14 protein-coding genes and 2 pseudogenes are annotated in these 17,234 nt (G+C 67.7%); 11 read left to right on the top strand and 5 right to left on the bottom strand.

What is annotated here, in order from left to right; translation table 11 throughout:
• Positions 1–2 precede the first annotated feature (2 nt).
• Positions 3–1,076, top strand: a complete 1,074-nt coding sequence (locus ACIHCQ_RS07675; RefSeq protein ID WP_399658862.1) for an ABC transporter permease — start codon at positions 3–5, stop codon at positions 1,074–1,076.
• Positions 1,077–1,210: 134 nt separating this feature from the next.
• Here ACIHCQ_RS07675 and ACIHCQ_RS07680 read toward each other — a convergent pair whose 3' ends face one another.
• Positions 1,211–1,426 carry a MarR family winged helix-turn-helix transcriptional regulator gene (locus ACIHCQ_RS07680; RefSeq protein ID WP_399658863.1) on the bottom strand — a complete coding sequence of 72 codons (216 nt, stop codon included), beginning with the start codon at positions 1,424–1,426 and terminating at the stop codon, positions 1,211–1,213.
• A gap of 924 nt (positions 1,427–2,350) precedes the next feature.
• Between ACIHCQ_RS07680 and ACIHCQ_RS07685 the strand changes: the two genes are divergently transcribed.
• The 4 genes from ACIHCQ_RS07685 to ACIHCQ_RS07700 are packed head-to-tail and all read left to right on the top strand — an operon-like array spanning position 2,351 to position 5,920.
• Positions 2,351–3,763, top strand: a complete 1,413-nt coding sequence (locus ACIHCQ_RS07685) for a hypothetical protein (RefSeq protein WP_399658864.1) — start codon at positions 2,351–2,353, stop codon at positions 3,761–3,763.
• Positions 3,694–5,181 carry a hypothetical protein gene (locus ACIHCQ_RS07690; protein WP_399658865.1) on the top strand — a complete coding sequence of 496 codons (1,488 nt, stop codon included), beginning with the start codon at positions 3,694–3,696 and terminating at the stop codon, positions 5,179–5,181. Before ACIHCQ_RS07685 ends, ACIHCQ_RS07690 begins: the two co-directional genes overlap by 70 nt.
• A complete protein-coding gene (locus ACIHCQ_RS07695; RefSeq protein ID WP_399658866.1) occupies positions 5,178–5,681 on the top strand; it encodes a hypothetical protein in 504 nt (167 codons plus the stop codon). Before ACIHCQ_RS07690 ends, ACIHCQ_RS07695 begins: the two co-directional genes overlap by 4 nt.
• Positions 5,678–5,920, top strand: coding sequence for a TniB family NTP-binding protein (locus ACIHCQ_RS07700; protein ID WP_399658867.1), 243 nt, complete (start codon positions 5,678–5,680; stop codon positions 5,918–5,920). The genes ACIHCQ_RS07695 and ACIHCQ_RS07700 overlap by 4 nt, the downstream gene beginning before the upstream one ends.
• Here ACIHCQ_RS07700 and ACIHCQ_RS07705 read toward each other — a convergent pair.
• Together ACIHCQ_RS07705 and ACIHCQ_RS07710 are read right to left on the bottom strand one after the other, a co-directional pair.
• Positions 5,884–6,378: pseudogene (locus ACIHCQ_RS07705) on the bottom strand (DinB family protein); the annotation flags it as partial. The gene ACIHCQ_RS07700 and the pseudogene ACIHCQ_RS07705 sit on opposite strands and share 37 nt — an antisense overlap.
• Before the next feature lie 400 nt (positions 6,379–6,778).
• Positions 6,779–7,876, bottom strand: coding sequence for a LacI family DNA-binding transcriptional regulator (locus ACIHCQ_RS07710; RefSeq protein WP_399659166.1), 1,098 nt, complete (start codon positions 7,874–7,876; stop codon positions 6,779–6,781).
• Between the two features lie 244 nt (positions 7,877–8,120).
• On the opposite strand from ACIHCQ_RS07710, the gene ACIHCQ_RS07715 reads away from it, so the two are divergent.
• The 6 genes from ACIHCQ_RS07715 (at position 8,121) to ACIHCQ_RS07740 (ending at position 16,297) form a co-directional block, all read left to right on the top strand.
• Positions 8,121–9,038, top strand: coding sequence for a carbohydrate ABC transporter permease (locus ACIHCQ_RS07715; protein ID WP_399658868.1), 918 nt, complete (start codon positions 8,121–8,123; stop codon positions 9,036–9,038).
• 2 nt (positions 9,039–9,040) lie between these two features.
• On the top strand, positions 9,041–9,988 hold the full coding sequence (locus tag ACIHCQ_RS07720) for a carbohydrate ABC transporter permease (protein WP_399658870.1): 948 nt from the start codon (positions 9,041–9,043) through the stop codon (positions 9,986–9,988).
• A gap of 56 nt (positions 9,989–10,044) precedes the next feature.
• Positions 10,045–11,388 (top strand): ABC transporter substrate-binding protein, encoded by a 1,344-nt coding sequence (locus ACIHCQ_RS07725; RefSeq protein ID WP_399658872.1) that lies wholly within the window; start codon positions 10,045–10,047, stop codon positions 11,386–11,388.
• Between the two features lie 675 nt (positions 11,389–12,063).
• Positions 12,064–13,557, top strand: a complete 1,494-nt coding sequence (locus ACIHCQ_RS07730) for a ricin-type beta-trefoil lectin domain protein (RefSeq protein ID WP_399658873.1) — start codon at positions 12,064–12,066, stop codon at positions 13,555–13,557.
• 164 nt (positions 13,558–13,721) lie between these two features.
• Complete coding sequence (locus ACIHCQ_RS07735) at positions 13,722–15,170, top strand: GH1 family beta-glucosidase (RefSeq protein WP_399658874.1); 1,449 nt, start codon at positions 13,722–13,724, stop codon at positions 15,168–15,170.
• Between the two features lie 335 nt (positions 15,171–15,505).
• Positions 15,506–16,297, top strand: coding sequence for an IS5 family transposase (locus ACIHCQ_RS07740; RefSeq protein WP_399659167.1), 792 nt, complete (start codon positions 15,506–15,508; stop codon positions 16,295–16,297).
• On the opposite strand, the gene ACIHCQ_RS07745 is transcribed toward ACIHCQ_RS07740, so the two are convergent.
• Together ACIHCQ_RS07745 and ACIHCQ_RS07750 are read right to left on the bottom strand one after the other, a co-directional pair.
• Positions 16,254–16,766 (bottom strand): hypothetical protein, encoded by a 513-nt coding sequence (locus tag ACIHCQ_RS07745; protein WP_399659168.1) that lies wholly within the window; start codon positions 16,764–16,766, stop codon positions 16,254–16,256. The genes ACIHCQ_RS07740 and ACIHCQ_RS07745 overlap by 44 nt on opposite strands.
• Before the next feature lie 144 nt (positions 16,767–16,910).
• A pseudogene (locus ACIHCQ_RS07750) lies at positions 16,911–16,988 on the bottom strand (DinB family protein); the annotation flags it as partial.
• Between the last annotated feature and the right edge of the window lie 246 nt (positions 16,989–17,234).

Below are 17,234 nucleotides of genomic sequence, written 5' to 3' on the forward strand. Positions count from 1 at the left end.
CCATGAGCGGTGTCACTTCTTCCGCACCCTCGCCCCCGCCGCCCCCGTCCCCACCGAAATCCGAGACGTCCGAGGAGACGGAACCCACCCGGCGCACCCGGCGGTCCGCGCTGTCGCCGGGGCGGCTCGCCGAGCGGTACACCCTTCCCGCCCTGGCCATCGCCGTGGCGGTGTTCTTCAGCCTCTACCCGCCGAGTGCCGCGGTCTTCCCGACCTCCGCCAACCTCAGCGTGGTGACCGGCAACCAGTCGGTCATCGCCCTGCTGGCACTGGCCGCCCTCGCGCCGCTGGCCGCCGGCTACTTCGACTTCTCCCTCGGGGCGAACGCCGCGACCAGTTCCCTGGTGTGCGCGGCGCTCATGGCCCGCCACGGCGTGGGTGTCGTGCCCGCGATACTCGCCGCGGTGGCAACGGGCGTGCTCATCGGACTGGTCAACGGCGTCATGGTGGCCCGGTTCCAGATGAGCTCGTTCATCACCACCCTGGGCAGCGCCACTCTCCTCGGCGGAGTCATCCAGTGGTATTCGGGCGGCCAGACCATCAGCGCGGGCGTCTCGCCCGCCCTGCTCGACTTCGGCTCCGAGCAGTGGCTGGGTCTACCCCGCGTGGTGTCCGTCGTCGTCGTTCTCGGTGCCCTGATGTGGTATCTGCTGGGCCACACTCCATACGGGCGGGCCCTGTACGCGATGGGATCCAACCCCAGGGCGGCGCACCTGGTCGGCATCCGCGTCCGGCGCAACCTGCTGCTGACCTTTGTCATCGCCGGAGCGCTCGCGGGGATGGCCGGCGTCGTGCAAACCGCCCGTGTCGGCGGAGCCACCGCGGACAGCGGCACCAGCCTGCTCTTCCCCGCTTTGGCCGCGGTGTTCCTGGGTGCGACCGCGATCGAGCCGGGCCGGTTCAACGTGCTCGGCACGATGATCGGCGTGGTGTTCGTCTCCGAGACCGTCAGTGGCCTCACGCTGGCCGGTGCCAGCGACTGGGTCGACCCGGTCTTCAACGGCGCCGCGCTCCTGCTGGCCGTGGGCCTGTCCACCTACTTCGGGCGCAGGCGGGCCGCCGGAGCCGCCGTCTAGCGAGGTGGCTCCGGCGGCTGGCCGGCAACGGAGGGCGTCAGCGGCGGTGCCAGGGCAGAGCCGCCGGGTAGGCGTCCTCCTCGTCGGCCTGCTCGAGAGAACCGATGACGGTGGCAGTGATGGCCGCCAACTGCTCAACCTGTTCGGGGCTGAGCGCGGCGGACGGCGGCGACATGGCCCGGGGCCGCGCCGGTCAGCAACGCCATGCCTTCCTCGGTGAGTTCGACCAGCTGACCGCGCCGTTCGGCCGGGTCGTCCCGGCGCCGTACGTAGCCGGCGTGCTCCAGGCGGATCACCGCGTGCGTAAGGCGACTGCGCGTGAATTTGAGCTGCTCGGCGAGCACGGACATCCCCAGCGTGCATGGCTGACCCGTTGGGTGACGGAAGCACCAATCGAGGTGTGAACGGAGCGCGTCGCAAAGCGGCCGGAGAGAGTGTCCAAGGAGACGTACTCGTAGCTGCGCGGCGCCCTACAGCCAACTCGGCGTTCACTTGGTCGGCGAACACCGAGGCACTCTCATCCCGCCACCGATAGGGATAGACCCGGGTCCCTGCCTCCACCGCGACCGTCACTGATGTGGTGAACGAGAGCACATCGACGATCACCAGACAGGCGACGTCCGCCGCAAGGCGGTCCGCGCCGATCGGACCCCACTCGAAACGCACCCCATGGCCTGCTTGCTTACACCAGTCGTCCATGGTTGAAGATCATGCCAGGAGGCTCCGGCCCAGTCAGAGCCGCCGACGATCGCGATCGACGCCAATGTCATCCATCGCGATCAAGTGGCACACATCTCAAAAAGTCGCAGTGGGCCAACACCAACGCTCAGTGGGGCCAACTCAACTGCTAAAGGGCCAACTCGGCCGCTCAGTCACACCAGGTGTGACCGAGGATTTTAGTTTGCGGACGAGATAGTTAACTTGCGGATCTTGGTCCCATAACGCTGCGTTGCGATCAGTTCCGAAGTATGACCCCGTAGCCGGGCGGCGGGTGCTGTGGTTGGTGAGTGGGCGAGGTAGCGAGGGCGAAGATCCCGTCGGATTCAAGTCACCTGGACCAGCTGATCGCGGAGTACAAGGGGGACGCCGAGCTGCGGGATCGGCTGCGGCTCGGGGCCGGCTGGCCGCGTCGGTGGAGTTCGACGTGGCGGGTGGGTGTTGGCGAGGTCTGCTGGCCGATCCGGGATATGGCTCACGTGCCGGTGCTGTCGTCCCGGCCGATGCGGGGGTTCACGTGGCGGGCAAAGCAGGGGCATCGCCCCGGGCTCGAGGGGATGGCGTCGACGTACAGGCAGCACGGTTTCGAGTCGTTGGAGGAGGTACGGCTGCTGGTCGCGCTGGACTTCCTGGGAGCCTCGGAGGTGCTGTCGCAGCCTTTCCGGCTGGACTTTGAGCACATGGGCGGGCAGTCCTGGCACATCCCGGACTACCTGGCCGTGTTCGGCGGCAGCATGTGGCTGCTGGACGTACGCCCGATGGAACTGGTCAAAGACGACGACGCGCTGAAGTTCGCGGCGGCCAGGGAGGTGGCGGCGGCATGCGGCTGGCGGTACTCGGTGGTCGCAGGCTGGGGCCTGCACGTCTGGAGCGTCCTTGACCACTTGTCCTCGCGCCGACGGCCGTCGAGGGATCTGTTGGGCATGCGGGATCAGTTGCTCACCGCGATCGGCGGCCGGGAGGGGCGGGTGATGACGTTCTCCGAGCTGGCGGACGCGACCAGCGTGCCTTCCGTTGGCCGGGCGAACATCGTTCGGCTGCTCTGGCACCGCGAGCTCGGTGTTGATCTGGGCAGTCCCCTGCGCCACAACTCGCTGATCTGGGGGCGTAGTGGCGGTGAGGGGGTCTTGCAGATCGCGCCGGGCAGGCAGGTCTCGCTTAACGGCGTCGAGTGGACGATCAAGGATGTCCACGGCCAGCTCGGCCGGCTCGTCCTCGTGGATGGCGACGGCCGCGCGGAGACCCGCTCGTTCCGCTGGCTCATCAACCATGCCGACCTGCGGCTCTTGCCGAGGAGTGAAGCATCGGGGCGGCCTTCGGCGGTCTCCCTGCAGCCGAGGACACTAGCTGATCTGACCGAGGACCAGCGGGAGCGGGCCCGGCTGAGGGCTGCACATGTATTGGAAGCCGAGACGGGTTTCCGGGAGGGCCACCCGGCTCGGGCCCTGCCTGGTGAGCCCCGGCCTGCCTACGACCCGGACCGCACGACGCTGACCCAGCGCCGCCACGCGAAGGTGGCGGAGATGAAGGCAATGCCCCGTCCGGAGGCGGTCCGGCTCGGTCTGCAGCAGCTCGGCTACCGGACCCTGGAAGGTCTGTCGGGACTCTCGGGCGAAAGTCTCCTGCTGGCCTGCGCGGACGGGCGTTGGACACGGCGACGCAGTGGGCATCGCAGCGTCACCGAGGAGGTCCGTGAGGCGATATTCGCGGTCAAGGCCGAGTGCGGCCAGCGCGCCCGCCTGAGCCTGGCCGCCAAGCACCGGTTGATGCACCAGTACATGCGTGAGCGGTTCCCGACGTTTCCGACCGAGAAGATCCCTTCGCGCTGGACGCTCGCGGCCGTCTGGAAGGAGTGGTTCGGGTCGGACGGCGCACAGCCCAGGCCGCCGCGGAGGCCGGCGTGTCCGGCCGGGTGGTGGTGCACCGGCCGGGCCAGGTTCTGGTGCTGGACTCGACGCCGATGCCGGTGAAGCTGCGTGAGACCGTGTTCGGCGACGCGGTCACCGCGACCCTGACCCTGGCGCTCGATCTTTACACGCACGGGCTGCCGGCCTTCCGGCTCACGCTGCAGTCCGACACCTCGGTCGACATCGCGATGCTGCTGCGGGACGTGATGCTGCCGCTTCCGATGCGGGACGGCTGGGGCGAAGACATGGAATGGCCCTACGCCGGAGTCCCGGCCGACGTGATCGCCGAATTCACCGGGTACAGGGTCGCCGCCCTGCCGTTCTTCGCCCCGGAGACGGTCACCACCGACCACGGCGGCCCCTACAAGAACCACGACCTGGTGGAGGCCGAGCGGGAGATCGGCTGCCGGATCCTGCCTGCCCGCGTCCTCCGGCAGACCGACAAGTACGCGGTCGAGCGCCAATTTCTCACCGTCCAGACCATGCTCTTCGAAAACCTGCTGGGCTTCACCGGCGGTGACGTCGCGGACCGCGGGGCCGACCCGGAACGCGACGCGAGCCTCACGCTCGCGCAGGCCGAGCACATCATCGCGACCTGGATCGTCCAGATCTGGCAGAACCGCAAACTAGGCGAATACGCCCCGAGCTGGGCGCCAGGTGAGGACCACAGCCCCAACACCCTGTTCGCCGCGGCGATGGAACAGGGCGGCTTCGACCTCGACTTCCCCGAACCGAGCTTCTACTACAAGGTCCTGCGCAAACACCACGTGAAGATCCATCCGCGACGCGGAGTGAAGATCCTCGGGCTTTGGTATCACCTCCCCGTCCTGGACGAGCCGCGCTTCCTGCAGCCCTCCGCCCGAGGCGGCAAGCACGCGGGCAAGTGGGTGGTCCGCAGTGACCGAAGGGACCGTCGGCAGGTGTTCTTCCAGGACCCGGACGACCACGAAACCTGGCACATCCTGCGCTGGCGAGGACTGCCGCCCGAAGGCGAGATCCCCGCCTTCTCGGACAGGACCGCCGACGCCCTCCTGACACACGTGAAGGCGAACAACATCAGGATCCACTCCGAGAACGAGCTCCTGGAACACCTGCTGGGGATCCTCGGCTCAGTCACCCCCGTCGACCAGTGGCCCAGCCAGGCCAAGAAAAAGGCCGGGAAGAAACAGCGGGTCGCCCAGGCGCGCGAGATCACCCGCGCACAGGCCGCGGCGGCCGACCGCCCGACCGTCCCTGTCACGTCGGTCCCGGCAGACGAGCAGGTTCCAACTGAGATGCCCGCAGCCTGGGCCGAGCACGCTCGCACGGTCGACCGCGCGGTCGACGCCGACCGCCGTCGGCGACGCGAAGAAGCACTCGCCGGAACCAGCCCCGTCGCCCCGCCAACGCTGCACGAGGCGCTGAACCGACGGCCCATGTTCCGGCTTCCGCCCCCTGAAGGATCGGAAGCCGATACGACTGTCCGGGAGGAAGACGCGTGACCCGAGCTCTCTCTCACGATGATCTGCTGGAGGGTCTGCCTTCACGGGCCAGGATCGCCGAGTTGATCCTGAGCAGTCACCCGCCCCGCGACACCTACGTCGGCTGGCAGCACTATCGCACCCACTGCGGCCTGCTCGTCCCCGCTCCGGTGATCTCACCGCAGCAGTGGTCGATGATCCCCGAGAGCCGCCAGTACGACTACGACCTCTACCGAGAGCTGACGAACGCGAATCTGCCGCTACAGGACACCTCCATGCACGACAAGGTCGGCAGACTGATCCGGCGCCGGTTGAGCGGCAACACAAGGAAGAAGGATGACCCAACGCGCGCCGGCGTCATGGTCAGCGGTTGGGGCAACTACGGCAAGACCGCGTCCGTCTGCACCGCCGGGGCCGTCTTCGAAGACCAGTGGCTGAAACTGCACAGCTGCCTCAACCCTGGGGCTCTGCCGGGCACTCGGGATTCCCACCGTCGGTCGTCTATGTCTCGACCCCAGTGACAGCGACCCCGAAGAGCCTTTGCGCGTCAATCCTGGGCTTCTTCCGTGCCCCGATCCGCAAGGCGGCCACACTGCCGGAACTGGTACGGCAGGTCACCGACTCCCTCCACGACCATGGCGTCAAAGCGCTGATTCTGGACGACATCAGCCGGCTGCGGATGCACAGAGCCGACGACCAGGACGTCCTTGACCTGATCCGGGCCATTCGGCGCGGTACGGCTCCGTCCTGCCAGCGGTAGAGGTCGCGCAGCAGGGAAATCTCGGCGCCGTGATGGATCAGCTCCCTGTTTACGTGCAGGACCCTGTTCTCCATGGGAAACCGCTCGGGACCCACCGTGGGCGGATTCTCCAGGTCGGCGTCCGAGAGCCCGCGGACGCCCGCGTTCCATCTCCCATACATCTCATCGAGCTGTTTCAGCGCCTCGTCAGCGGTCCCTGCGTGGGCGAATGTCTCGGAGTCGACGTCCTGGCCGCCGAAGTACCATCCGACCCGATAGCCCAGGCAGGAGACGATGATGTGCTCCAGCCGCCAGGCAATCGTGGTCACCGGCGCCGACGCTGGCATCGTGTCAGGGGACGCGGAGTCCATCGTCCATTCCCCCGAACCTTCCGACATCGGTGCGGCCGACGTGCCACGTGGACGGATGCTCCAGCAGCCGCGCACCGGCTCCCAGAAGTACTCCTCGTCGGTAAGTAGCTGTTGTCTTTCCGATCTTGAGAGATGCGCGTCAAACGGGAGTCCCGATTAGGTGGTCCTGGGTGCTTGGGGGCGCGTTCGCATCCCGCGGATCCGGGGTGACCCCCGTGCCGACGGTGTTGCCGCCGTCCGGAGCCAGCACCGTGTTGACCCGCCTGCGGGCGATCGCCCACTCCTGCCATTCCAGCTCGGCCTGGATACGGCAGCCTCCTCACGCAGCCCGTCGACTCGACGGCGAGCGGCGAACTCGTACTGTTTCCAGTAGCCCGACCCCGACGGCATTCGAGGCCTCCCGGCGAGCGACAACACGACAGGCCACAGCTCCCACGGAATCACCGACCCTAAGCTTGACCAGCTGAAACGCCGTCCTCAAGTTCGGCAAGCCAACAGCCACCCACCCTTACCGCTTCAGGGGCGGCGGCGCCGTGCTGCTTCTGACCACCAGGCGGGTGGGAACGATGTCCGTGCCGGATCGGGGGACGTCGTGTTCGTGGATCTGCCGCAAGACCTCCTGGGCACTTTTCCGGCCCACCTCGGCGAAGTCCTGGTGGACGGTGGTCAGGGGCGGGGCGAAGTGGGCGGCATCGGGGAGGTCGTCGAAGCCGACCACGCTGATGTCGCCGGGGACGGCCTTGCCTCGTTCTTGGAAGGCGTGCAGGAGACCGAGTGCCATCTGGTCGTTGGAGGCAAACACCGCGGTGCAGTCCGGCTCTTGTGCGAGTTCGAGGCCGGCCGCGTAGCCCGATGCGGCGGTCCAGTCGCCGTGCAGGGGCGGTGGCACAGGCCGTCCGGCTTCCTCGAGCACGGTCTGCCATGTCTGGGCTCGGCGCTGGCTTGCGTACGACGTCTCCGGACCGGTCACGTGCCAGACGGTCTCATGTCCGAGTTCCAGCAGGTGGCTGATGGCCTCTCGGGTGCCGCCGGCCTGGTCGGTATCGACCACGCGATAGCGGTCTCCGGCGTCGGAGTCCACGACGACCACGCGCACGCCGGGCGGCAGCTTCACGGTTCCCGCGTCAAGCAGGTGGACCTCGATGAAGACGATGACTGCGTCGACGGCCAGTTCGCCCATCCGGGTGAAGGCGCCCAGCACACTGTCCTGGGTCGGAATATCGACGGGGATCACCGTGATCGCGTATCCCTCGGCCGCGGCATGGGCCGCGATCGCTTGCACGGTGTCGCTGTGGCCGGTGGCGGAGAGGCTGTGGAGGATCACGCCGATGGTCTTGAACTGCCCGTACCTGAGGGCGCGCGCGGCACTGTTGGGCCGGTAGCCCAGTTCCCGCATCGCAGCCTGCACCCGCTCCCGGGTCGAACCGATCACGCTGGGATGGCCGTTGGCCACCCTGGACACGGTCTGACGTGAAACGCCGGCAAGCGCGGCGACGTCGGCCCTCGTGACGTGCTGCCTGTGGCGCCCGCCCGGTACGGCCGAGCCGACTTGCTGTGCGCCCACCGCAGGACCAGGATCCTGCTGTCCCAGCTCACTCAGGTCCATCGAGCCTTCGCTCCTGTCTGTCCACTCGTCGCCGTCCGCTGAAGGCTCGGGCGGAAGTTTTAACGTGCGAGAAACCTTGACTTCCCACTGTGACGGGTGCCACGCTACCGCATCATGTTCACGTGACCAACCGTCTGCGGGCTGAATGGTCACGTGAACAAGGTTCAGGTCGGTGCGCTGAGCCGGACTCGATGTTCAGTGGCCACGCAGTGTGGTCAGTGTTCGCGCAGAAAGGAGTGAAGCGGTGGTCGCAGCACCACAGGCAGGGGTTCTAGGTGCCAGGAGGCCATCGGCCTCGAGACGGCGGTCATGGGTCGGCTGGCGGTTCGTCGGGCCGTTCGTGGCGGTGTTTGCGCTGGTCTTCCTCGCACCGATCGGCTACTCGATCTACCTGAGCCTGTTCCGTACCCGGCTGATCGGCGGAACGGCCTTCGTCGGTGCCGACAACTACACCGAGGTGCTGGGGGACGCGCAGTTCTGGTCGGCCTTCGGGCGGGTGGCGGTCTTCCTGGCCGTGCAGGTCCCGATCATGTTGTTCCTCGCGCTTCTGCTGGCCCTGGCGATCGACAGTGGCCGCCTGTACGGGGCGGGCTTCTTCCGGATCTCGGTGTTCCTGCCTTACGCGGTGCCGGCCGTCGTCGCGACGCTGATGTGGGGCTTCATGTACGGAACCCGGTTCGGCCTGGTCGGCAACATCAATGAGGCGTTCGGGATCTCGCTTCCCGACCCGCTGTCGCCCGGTCTGGTCCTCGCGTCGATCGGCAACATCGTGACCTGGCAGTTCGTCGGCTACAACATGCTGATCCTCTACTCGGCGCTGAAGGTGGTCGATCCGGCGCTGTACGAGGCCGCGGAGATGGACGGGGCCGGGCAGCTGCGGATCATCCGGGCGATCAAGCTCCCGGCGCTGCGCGGGGCTCTGTCGATCGCGACGATCTTCTCGATCATCGGGAGTTTCCAGCTGTTCAACGAGCCGAGCGTCCTCAAGAGCCTGGCGCCGAATGCGATCACGTCCTACTTCACGCCGAACCTCTACGCCTACTCGCTGTCGTTTGCCGGACAGAAGTTCAACTACTCGGCCACGGTCGCCATCGTCATGGGCGTGATCACGATGATCATCGCCTACGCCGTCCAGCTGCGCGGCATGCGAAAGGAATCCTGATCATGGCGACCACGACTCCCCGGGTCGGGCACAAGCCGCGCACCGCACGGCACGCGGGTGCCTCTTCGGGCCCGCTGGTGGTCCGCCCCGCCCGGCGCGCCTCCCGCCGGAAGCGGCGCAGCGCCACGCTGACCGCCCTGACGGTGGTCATGCTGGTGTACACGCTGCTGCCGCTGGCCTGGCTGGCGATCAACGCGACCAAAACGCAGAAGGGGCTGTTCGACTCCTTCGGCCTGTGGCTGGATGGCGACTTCGCCCTGTTCGGCAACATCGCCGACACCTTCAGCTACAACGACGGGATCTTCACCCGCTGGCTGCTCAACACCGTGCTGTATGTGGTGGTCGGGGCGGGCGGCGCTACCTTCCTCGCGACGCTCGCCGGGTACGGGCTGGCCAAGTTCGACTTCCCCGGCAAGAAGGCCGTCTTCGCGACCGTCATCGGAGCGGTCGCGGTGCCCGGTACCGCACTGGCGGTTCCCACCTTCCTGATGTTCTCCGAGATGGGGCTGACCAACACCCCGTGGGCGATCATCATCCCGTCGCTGGTCTCACCGTTCGGCCTCTACCTGATGTGGACCTTCGCCACCGACGCCGTCCCGAAAGAGATCCTGGAGTCGGCGCGCGTCGATGGCGCCGGCGAGTTCCGCACGTTCTTCCGGATCAGCATGCCGATGCTGGCGCCGGGAATCGTCACCGTTCTCCTCTTCAACGTGGTCGCGACCTGGAACAACTACTTCCTGCCGCTGATCATGCTGAAGGATCCCGACTGGTACCCGCTGACCCTCGGCCTGAACAGCTGGAACGCCCAGGCTTCCACCGTGGGCGGCGAAGCGGTCTTCAATCTCGTGATCACTGGATCACTGCTCACCATCGTCCCGCTGATCGCGGCGTTCCTGCTGCTCCAGCGGTACTGGCAGTCCGGCCTGTCCGCCGGAAGCGTCAAGGGCTGATCTGCGCCCGCCGACTGCCACCCCTCCCAGGTACACCGCACGAAAGGAAACACCCCATGACGAGAACCCGTCGTCACGCCCTGCTGCTGGGCGCCGCGGCCCTGTCGGTGGCACTCACCGCCACCGCCTGCAGCTCCTCCGGCACCGAGGACTCGGGCAGCGCCAAGCCGGCGTCCAACGCCGACATCCAGGCCGCCCTGAACACCGGCGGCGAGATCACGGTCTGGGCCTGGGACCCGACGCTGAAGAAGGTCGTCAGCGACTTCGAGGCCAAGTACCCCAAGGTCAAGGTCAACCTGGTCAACGCCGGTACCAACAACAACCAGTACACCGCGCTGCAGAACGCGGTCAAGGCCGTTTCGGGTGTCCCCGACGTCGCCATGATCGAGTACTACGCCCTGTCGCAGTTCTCGCTCGCCAAGTCCCTCACCGACCTCAGCGCCCTGGGTGCGGACAAGCTCCAGGGCACCTTCACTCCTGGCCCGTGGAGCGCCGTCCACGCCGGCACCGAGGGTATCTACGCCCTGCCGATGGACTCCGGCCCGATGGCCCTGTTCTACAACAAGGAGGTCTTCGACAAGCACAAGATCAAGGTGCCGGCCACCTGGGAGGAGTACATCGCCGCGGCCAAGAAGCTGCACAAGGCGGACCCCAAGGCGTACCTCACCGCCGACACCGGCGACGCCGGCTTCACCACCAGCATGATCTGGCAGGCCGGCGGAAGGCCGTACACCGTGAACGGCACCCAGGTCGGCGTGAACTTCGACGACGCCGGCACCAAGAAGTTCACCACCGCCTGGCAGCAGCTCATCAGCGACAAGCTGCTCGCCCCGGTCCCCGCCTGGAGCGACGCCTGGTACAAGGGCCTCGCCGACGGCACAATCGCCTCTCTCGTCACCGGCGCGTGGATGCCCGCGCCCCTCGCATCGGGCGTCAAGGCCGGCGCCGGCAAGTGGCGTGTGGCGCCCATGCCGCAGTGGAAGAGCGGGCAGGAGGCCACCGCCGAGAACGGCGGCAGCTCGCTGGCCGTCATGCAGGCCAGCACCAAGAAGAAGCTCGCCTACGCCTTCCTCAAGTACGCCACCGTCGACGAGGGCGCGCAGACCCGCGTCGACGCCGGGACGTTCCCCTCCACCACCAAGCAGCTGAAGTCCCCGAACTTCCTCAATAAGAAGGACCCGTACTTCGGCGGCCAGAAGATCAACGAGGTGCTCGCCGAGTCGGCCAACGACGTCCTCATCGGGTGGTCGTACCTGCCCTTCCAGGTCTACGCCAACAGCATCTTCAACGACGACGTCGGCAAGGCCTACGTCAGCGACACCACCCTGCAGGACGGCCTCAAAGCCTGGCAGGACGCCTCCCGCAAGTACGGCCAGGAACAAGGCTTCACCGTCAAGTAACACGCCCCCGGCCCGTGTCCCGCCCGCCTGTTGGCGGGACAGCAGGACCGTCCAACGGCACTTCTTCGCACCTCCACCCTGAGGGCACGAGGTCGCACGACCGGCCGCCAACGGCCGCCGCTGACGACGACCTCAGCGACCCGCCCCCACCATCGCCCCGCCGGCCACCTGACAGGCCGGCGGGGTCCCACCCCGGGCTCACCGAGCCACACGCGGCCTCCCTCCCCCATGCCCTGAGCCGCCCGTACCCGAAGGAGCAACCCGGATGCGCGGACGCTCGCCCAGCATCCTGCCCAGGCCACCGCCCGCGCGGATTCGGGCACCGGTGGTCGCGATCACCGCGGTCGGCCGCGCAGCCGCCAACAGCATCCCGTGCCCGCCGCCCCGAGCAAGGACACTCAGCGGGCGGTGACAACGCCGTAGCGGGCCCCACCCGCAGTGGCTCCTTCTCCACAACAAAGGCCGTGCCCGCCAGCCCCCCAGCGAGCACGTCAACTCAGCCGACCCCATGTGCCCGGCTTCCCGGCGCCCATCACCACCTTGCGCCGTGCCTTCTCCGGAACACACCCAGGCGCCACCACCGCATCACGACCGCCCACCGCGGCAGATCGCTTCGTGGCGCCCAAGGCGGCAACGACCGCCTGCACAGAGCCGCACGCAGAAAAGGAACACGACATGCCCAACTCCCAACGCACCCGGCCAGATCCTCACTCCGCCGTACTGCCTCCCGCCCGTACCCGCTTCCTCCGCCGCGCGCTGGCCTGCCTCGCGGCCGCACTGATCGCCGCGCCGATCACCATGCTGTCCACCGCGTCGCCGGCGGCTGCGGAAACCAACCCGACGGACGCCAGCAAGTTCAAGGGCGTGAACTGGGCCGTGCCGAGGGACAACTTCGTCCACGGCGACGTCGTCCCGGAGGGGCTGAACAGCTCCGACAGCTACGACACCGTCAAGGCCAAGGCCAACGCCATCCTCAGCGGGTTCCAGAGCACGCTCGGCGCCAACACCGTCCGGCTGCCGATCAACACCCACTCCGTCCCCGGCACGACGTGGGGCGACAAGTACACCGGCGCCATCGACGCCGCAACCGCCAAGGGCTTCAAGGTCATCCTCTCCTACTGGGAGGACGAGGCGGCCCAGGGCGGCAGGATCACCAATATGGCCGCCTTCAACTCGATGTGGAACTCGGTCATCGGTAAGTACGGCTCCAACAGCCTGGTCTACTTCGAGCCGATGAACGAGCCCCACGGCTACAGCGCCACCGACTGGGCGAACCTCGCCGCCACCTGGATCACCGACCGCCCATCGGTCCCCAAGAACCGGATCATCGTGAGCGGAGACGGCTACAACGACGACGTCACGACCGTGTGCGCCGACAGCCGCCTCGACGGGACCTACCTCTCGCTCCACCACTACGCCTTCAATAAGCAGGAGAAGACCTACGACGGGTGGGTCACCGAGTTCAAGAGCAAGGTCGGCACCTGCGGCACGCGTACCATCCTGGACGAGTTCGGCGCGCCGATGGACGATGGTCTCAACTACAACGACGCGACGAGCATCAACAACTTCGTGCGGTACCTGCGTGCCGACACCGACACCGCCCGTTCCCTCGGCATGGGCGCGGTCTACTGGCCGGCCCTCGGCGGTAAGCACATCGACCGGCCCGCCTACGACTGGTACTCCCTGTTCGACCTCGAGGGCAGCGGCACCAACCTGGTGCTGGGCGTTCGCAACTTCAGCGGCATCGACCGCCTGAAGCACGCCTGGGGCAGCGACCCCGGCTCGAACCCGAGCATCCTGCGCAACGTCGGCAGCAACGGCTGCCTCGACGTCCCCCTCGGCCAAAACAACGTCCAGGTCCAGGTCTACGCCCAGTGCTGGGGCGGCGACAACCAGCAGTGGACCCGGACGCCCTCCGGGCAGATCACCGTCTACAGCGGTACGAACAAGAAGTGCCTGGACGCCTACGGAGCAGGCATCAAGAACGGCACCTTGGTCGGCACCTATGACTGCAACGGCGGGGCCAACCAGAAGTGGATGTTCTACTCCGACGGCACGATCCGGACAGTACAGGCGCCCAATATTTGCCTGGACAGGGACGGGGCCACCTCCAAGGTCCAGCTCTGGTCCTGCTGGGGCAGCAACAACCAGAAGTGGCAGACCAGCTGAGAGGCCACCCCCCGCCTGACACACCCACAGGCCGGTCGCGGACGTCAAGAGCCGCGACCGGCCTCATCCCCGGGGCGCTCCCCTCCGGGCCCGAGCAGCGGACCGGTCCATCCACGGTCCCATCGGCACTCCGAACGTCTCCCCACCACCAAGCGAGGAAAGCTGTGCCCCTTGACGACCTGACCGCATTCCACTCCGGCTTTGCCTGGGGAGCGGCCACCTCCGCCTACCAGATCGAAGGCGCGGTCGCCGAGGACGGCCGAGCACCATCCATCTGGGACACCTTCTGCAAGCAGCCCGGCACCATCGCCGGCGGGGACACCGGCGACATCGCCTGCGACCACTACCGCCGGTGGCCCGACGACGTGGCGTTGATGAAGGCCCTCGGCCTCAACGCCTACCGATTCTCCATCGCCTGGCCCCGCGTCATGCCGGACGGGGACAGCCGCGTGAACCCGGCAGGGCTGGCCTTCTACGACCAACTGGTCGACGCACTGCTGGAAGCGGGCCTTGCTCCTCATGCCACCCTCTACCACTGGGACCTGCCGCAGGCCCTCGAGGACCGCGGCGGCTGGCCCGCCCGCGACACCGCCCTGCGATTCGCCGACTACGCCACCGTTGTCGCCGACAGGCTCGGTGACCGAGTCACCAACTGGGCGACGCTGAACGAGCCGTACTGCTCCGCATGGCTCGGCCACCTCCAGGGGGTCATGGCGCCGGGCCGCACCGACCTGACCGCCGCCGTGCGCGCCTCACACCACCTGCTGCTCGCCCACGGGCTCGGCGTCGAGGCCCTCCGGTCCACAGCCTCACAAGCGCGGGTCGGCATCGTCAACATCCTCACGCAGTCCGAGCCCGCGAGCGACCGGCCCGAGGACATCGCCGCCGCCCGCCGCGACGACGGGCACAACAACCGCTGGTGGCTCGATCCCATCCACGGCCGCGGTTACCCGGCCGACATGGTCGAGGTGTACGGGACCGAACCACCCGCCAAACCCGGTGACCTGGAGACGATCGCCGCGCCGCTGGACTGGCTCGGCGTCAACTACTACAAGCGGTCAGTCACCGTCGACGACCCGCAGGGGCCCGCACCGTTCGCCCGTCCCGTCACACCGCCGGGCACACCCCGTACCGGAATGGACTGGGAGGTCCACCCGGACCGGCTGGAACACCTGCTCGTCCGGATCAGCGAGGACTACGCACCGCGATCGATCTTCGTCACCGAGAACGGCTCCGCCTACCCCGACCGTGCAGCGCCCGACGGCAGCGTCCACGACGTCGAGCGCATCGCCTTCCTGGAGTCCCACCTGGCAGCCTGCGCGCGGGCTGCCCGCCGCGGCGTCCCGCTCGACGGCTACTTCGCCTGGTCCCTGCTGGACAACTTCGAATGGGCCTACGGCTACTCCCAGCGGTTCGGCATCGTCCACGTCGACTACGAGACCCAGACACGCACCATCAAGGACAGCGGCCACCGCTACGCCGAGATCATCCGCGCCCACGGGCGCACCACACAACACGCAGCTTCCGTCGCGATTCCCACCCCCGAGAAGAGAACCTCTATTCGGAGGAGCGGCGCAGTAACTGAAGACCCTCGTCACCAGGGGACTGTCTGACGCTCACATGTCCCGGGCCGACAGGACGCGGCGAAGCGGTGCATGGATGCCGCCGAGGCCGAGGCTCTTGGTAGCTGTTGTTTTTCGATCTTGAGAGAAGCCCGTCGGGCGGGAGTCCCGATTGGGTGGTCGCGGGATGCTTGGCGCATACGGGTGGGGCCTCCTGAACAACTCGTTGGTATCGAATCACCGAGCAGCAGGAGGCCCTGATGCAGCAGTCTTCCGTGCCGATGGCCGGGCGGTCCAGCTCGGTCACCTGGGAGTGTGACTGTCTGGCTCACCGGTTCGGAAACGCCGCCGACAACGGGTCCCGGCAGCCGCGTTATCCGACGGACATGACGGACCGGGAGTGGACGGCTGTCCGGCCGTTGCTGCCGGTGCCGGGCTGGCTGCGCGGTCGCGGCGGCCGGCCGGAGGCGTACTGCCACCGGGCCGTACTTGATGCGATCCGCTACCTGGTGGACAACGGCATCAAGTGGCGGGCGATGCCTGCTGACTTCCCGCCGTGGGACCGGGTGTACGCATTCTTCCGCCGCTGGCGCGACCACGGTCTGGTCAGGGAGTTCCACGACCGGCTGCGCGCCAGGGCCCGCCTGATGGTGGGCCGCGAAGCGGAGCCGAGCGCAGGCGTGATCGATTCGCAGTCGGTCAAGGCGGACGCGGTGGTCGGGGCGGACAGTCGGGGCTTCGACGGCGGCAAGCTGGTCAACGGCCGCAAACGGCACGTCGTGGTCGACACGCTCGGTCTGCTGCTGGGGGTGATGGTCACCGCCGCGGACACCGGCGACCGCACCGCCGCCCGCGTGCTGCTGAAACAGGTAGGCGATGCCCACCACCGCCTCGCCCTCGTCTGGGCCGACGGCGGCTACACCGGCAGCCTCGTCGAGCACTGCCTGGCCGCGTTCGCGCTGGTCCTGGCGATCGTCAAGCGCAGCGACGACATGCGCGGCTTCGTGGTGCTGCCCAAACGGTGGATCGTCGAGCGGTTCTTCGCCCACCTGATGCGCACCCGACGCCTGGCACGCGACTTCGAACGCCGCACCACCAGCGCCGAAGCAATGATCTACTGGTCGATGACCCTGCTCATGACCCGCCGCCTGGCCCGGACACGCCCGCAGCCAGCATGAACCGGCCCGGTGCGGGCTCGGCCAGCCAGCCGCGGGCCACCAGGCGTTTCGCCTTCGACCGCAATGCCTCCACACGCGCTGGCACCACGTCCATACCGAACACCGCAGCCATCTCCTGGCAGGTCAGCGGCCCTTGACGGAGCCGGGACCGGTCCGCGAGCGCCTGCAGGATGCGCTGGTAGTCCGCCGACAGCACCGACGAGGCCAGCCCCTCACGCCACACGGGCACCTGCGACTTCGGCTTCGCCGCATCGCGGGGCGTCGGCTGAGCATCCGCATCCCGCGGATCCGGGATGCCCTCCGTCCCGGCGGTGTCGCCGCGGTCCGGAGCCAGCACCATATCGACCCGCCTGCGGGCGATCGCCCACTCCTGCCAATCCAGCTCGGCCACGGCCAACTCGGCCTGGATCCGGTCGGCCTCCTCCCGCAGCCCGTCGACCCGACGGCGAGCGGCGAGCGGCGAGCTCATGCTGTTCCAGAAGTCCAACGACCGACGGCATCCGCGACCTCCCGGCAAGCGACGACCCGACAGGCCACGACTCCCACCGAATCACCGACCCTATGCCCGACCAGCGGAAACGCGGCGATCACGTCCGGAAAAACAACAGCTTCTAAGACCCTCCAGCCGTGGTCGCAGGTTCTTGTGCCAGTACCAGTCCAACTGCTCCGCGAGCCGCTCACTTCTTGTCATGTCCGCACACTACATACAACGGAGACCCCGCCCGAGATCAGCATGAGTATCCGGAGCGAGCGCCACGCCAGAGCCTCCGACCTGCATGTTCGAAGATGGCGAAGACTCAGTGAAAGGCCACGTTCGATCGGGGCTTCGGGACCGCCCGCCACCCTCACACACAGTGAGCTCCATGGTCATGATCCGCCAACAAGGATCCTCGGGGCGCTCCTGACCTCCACGGTTCAGATCATCATCCGCCAGCCA

The sequence above is a fragment of the Streptomyces sp. NPDC052236 genome (assembly GCF_044548015.1).
In the GTDB taxonomy this organism is placed as follows: domain Bacteria; phylum Actinomycetota; class Actinomycetes; order Streptomycetales; family Streptomycetaceae; genus Streptomyces.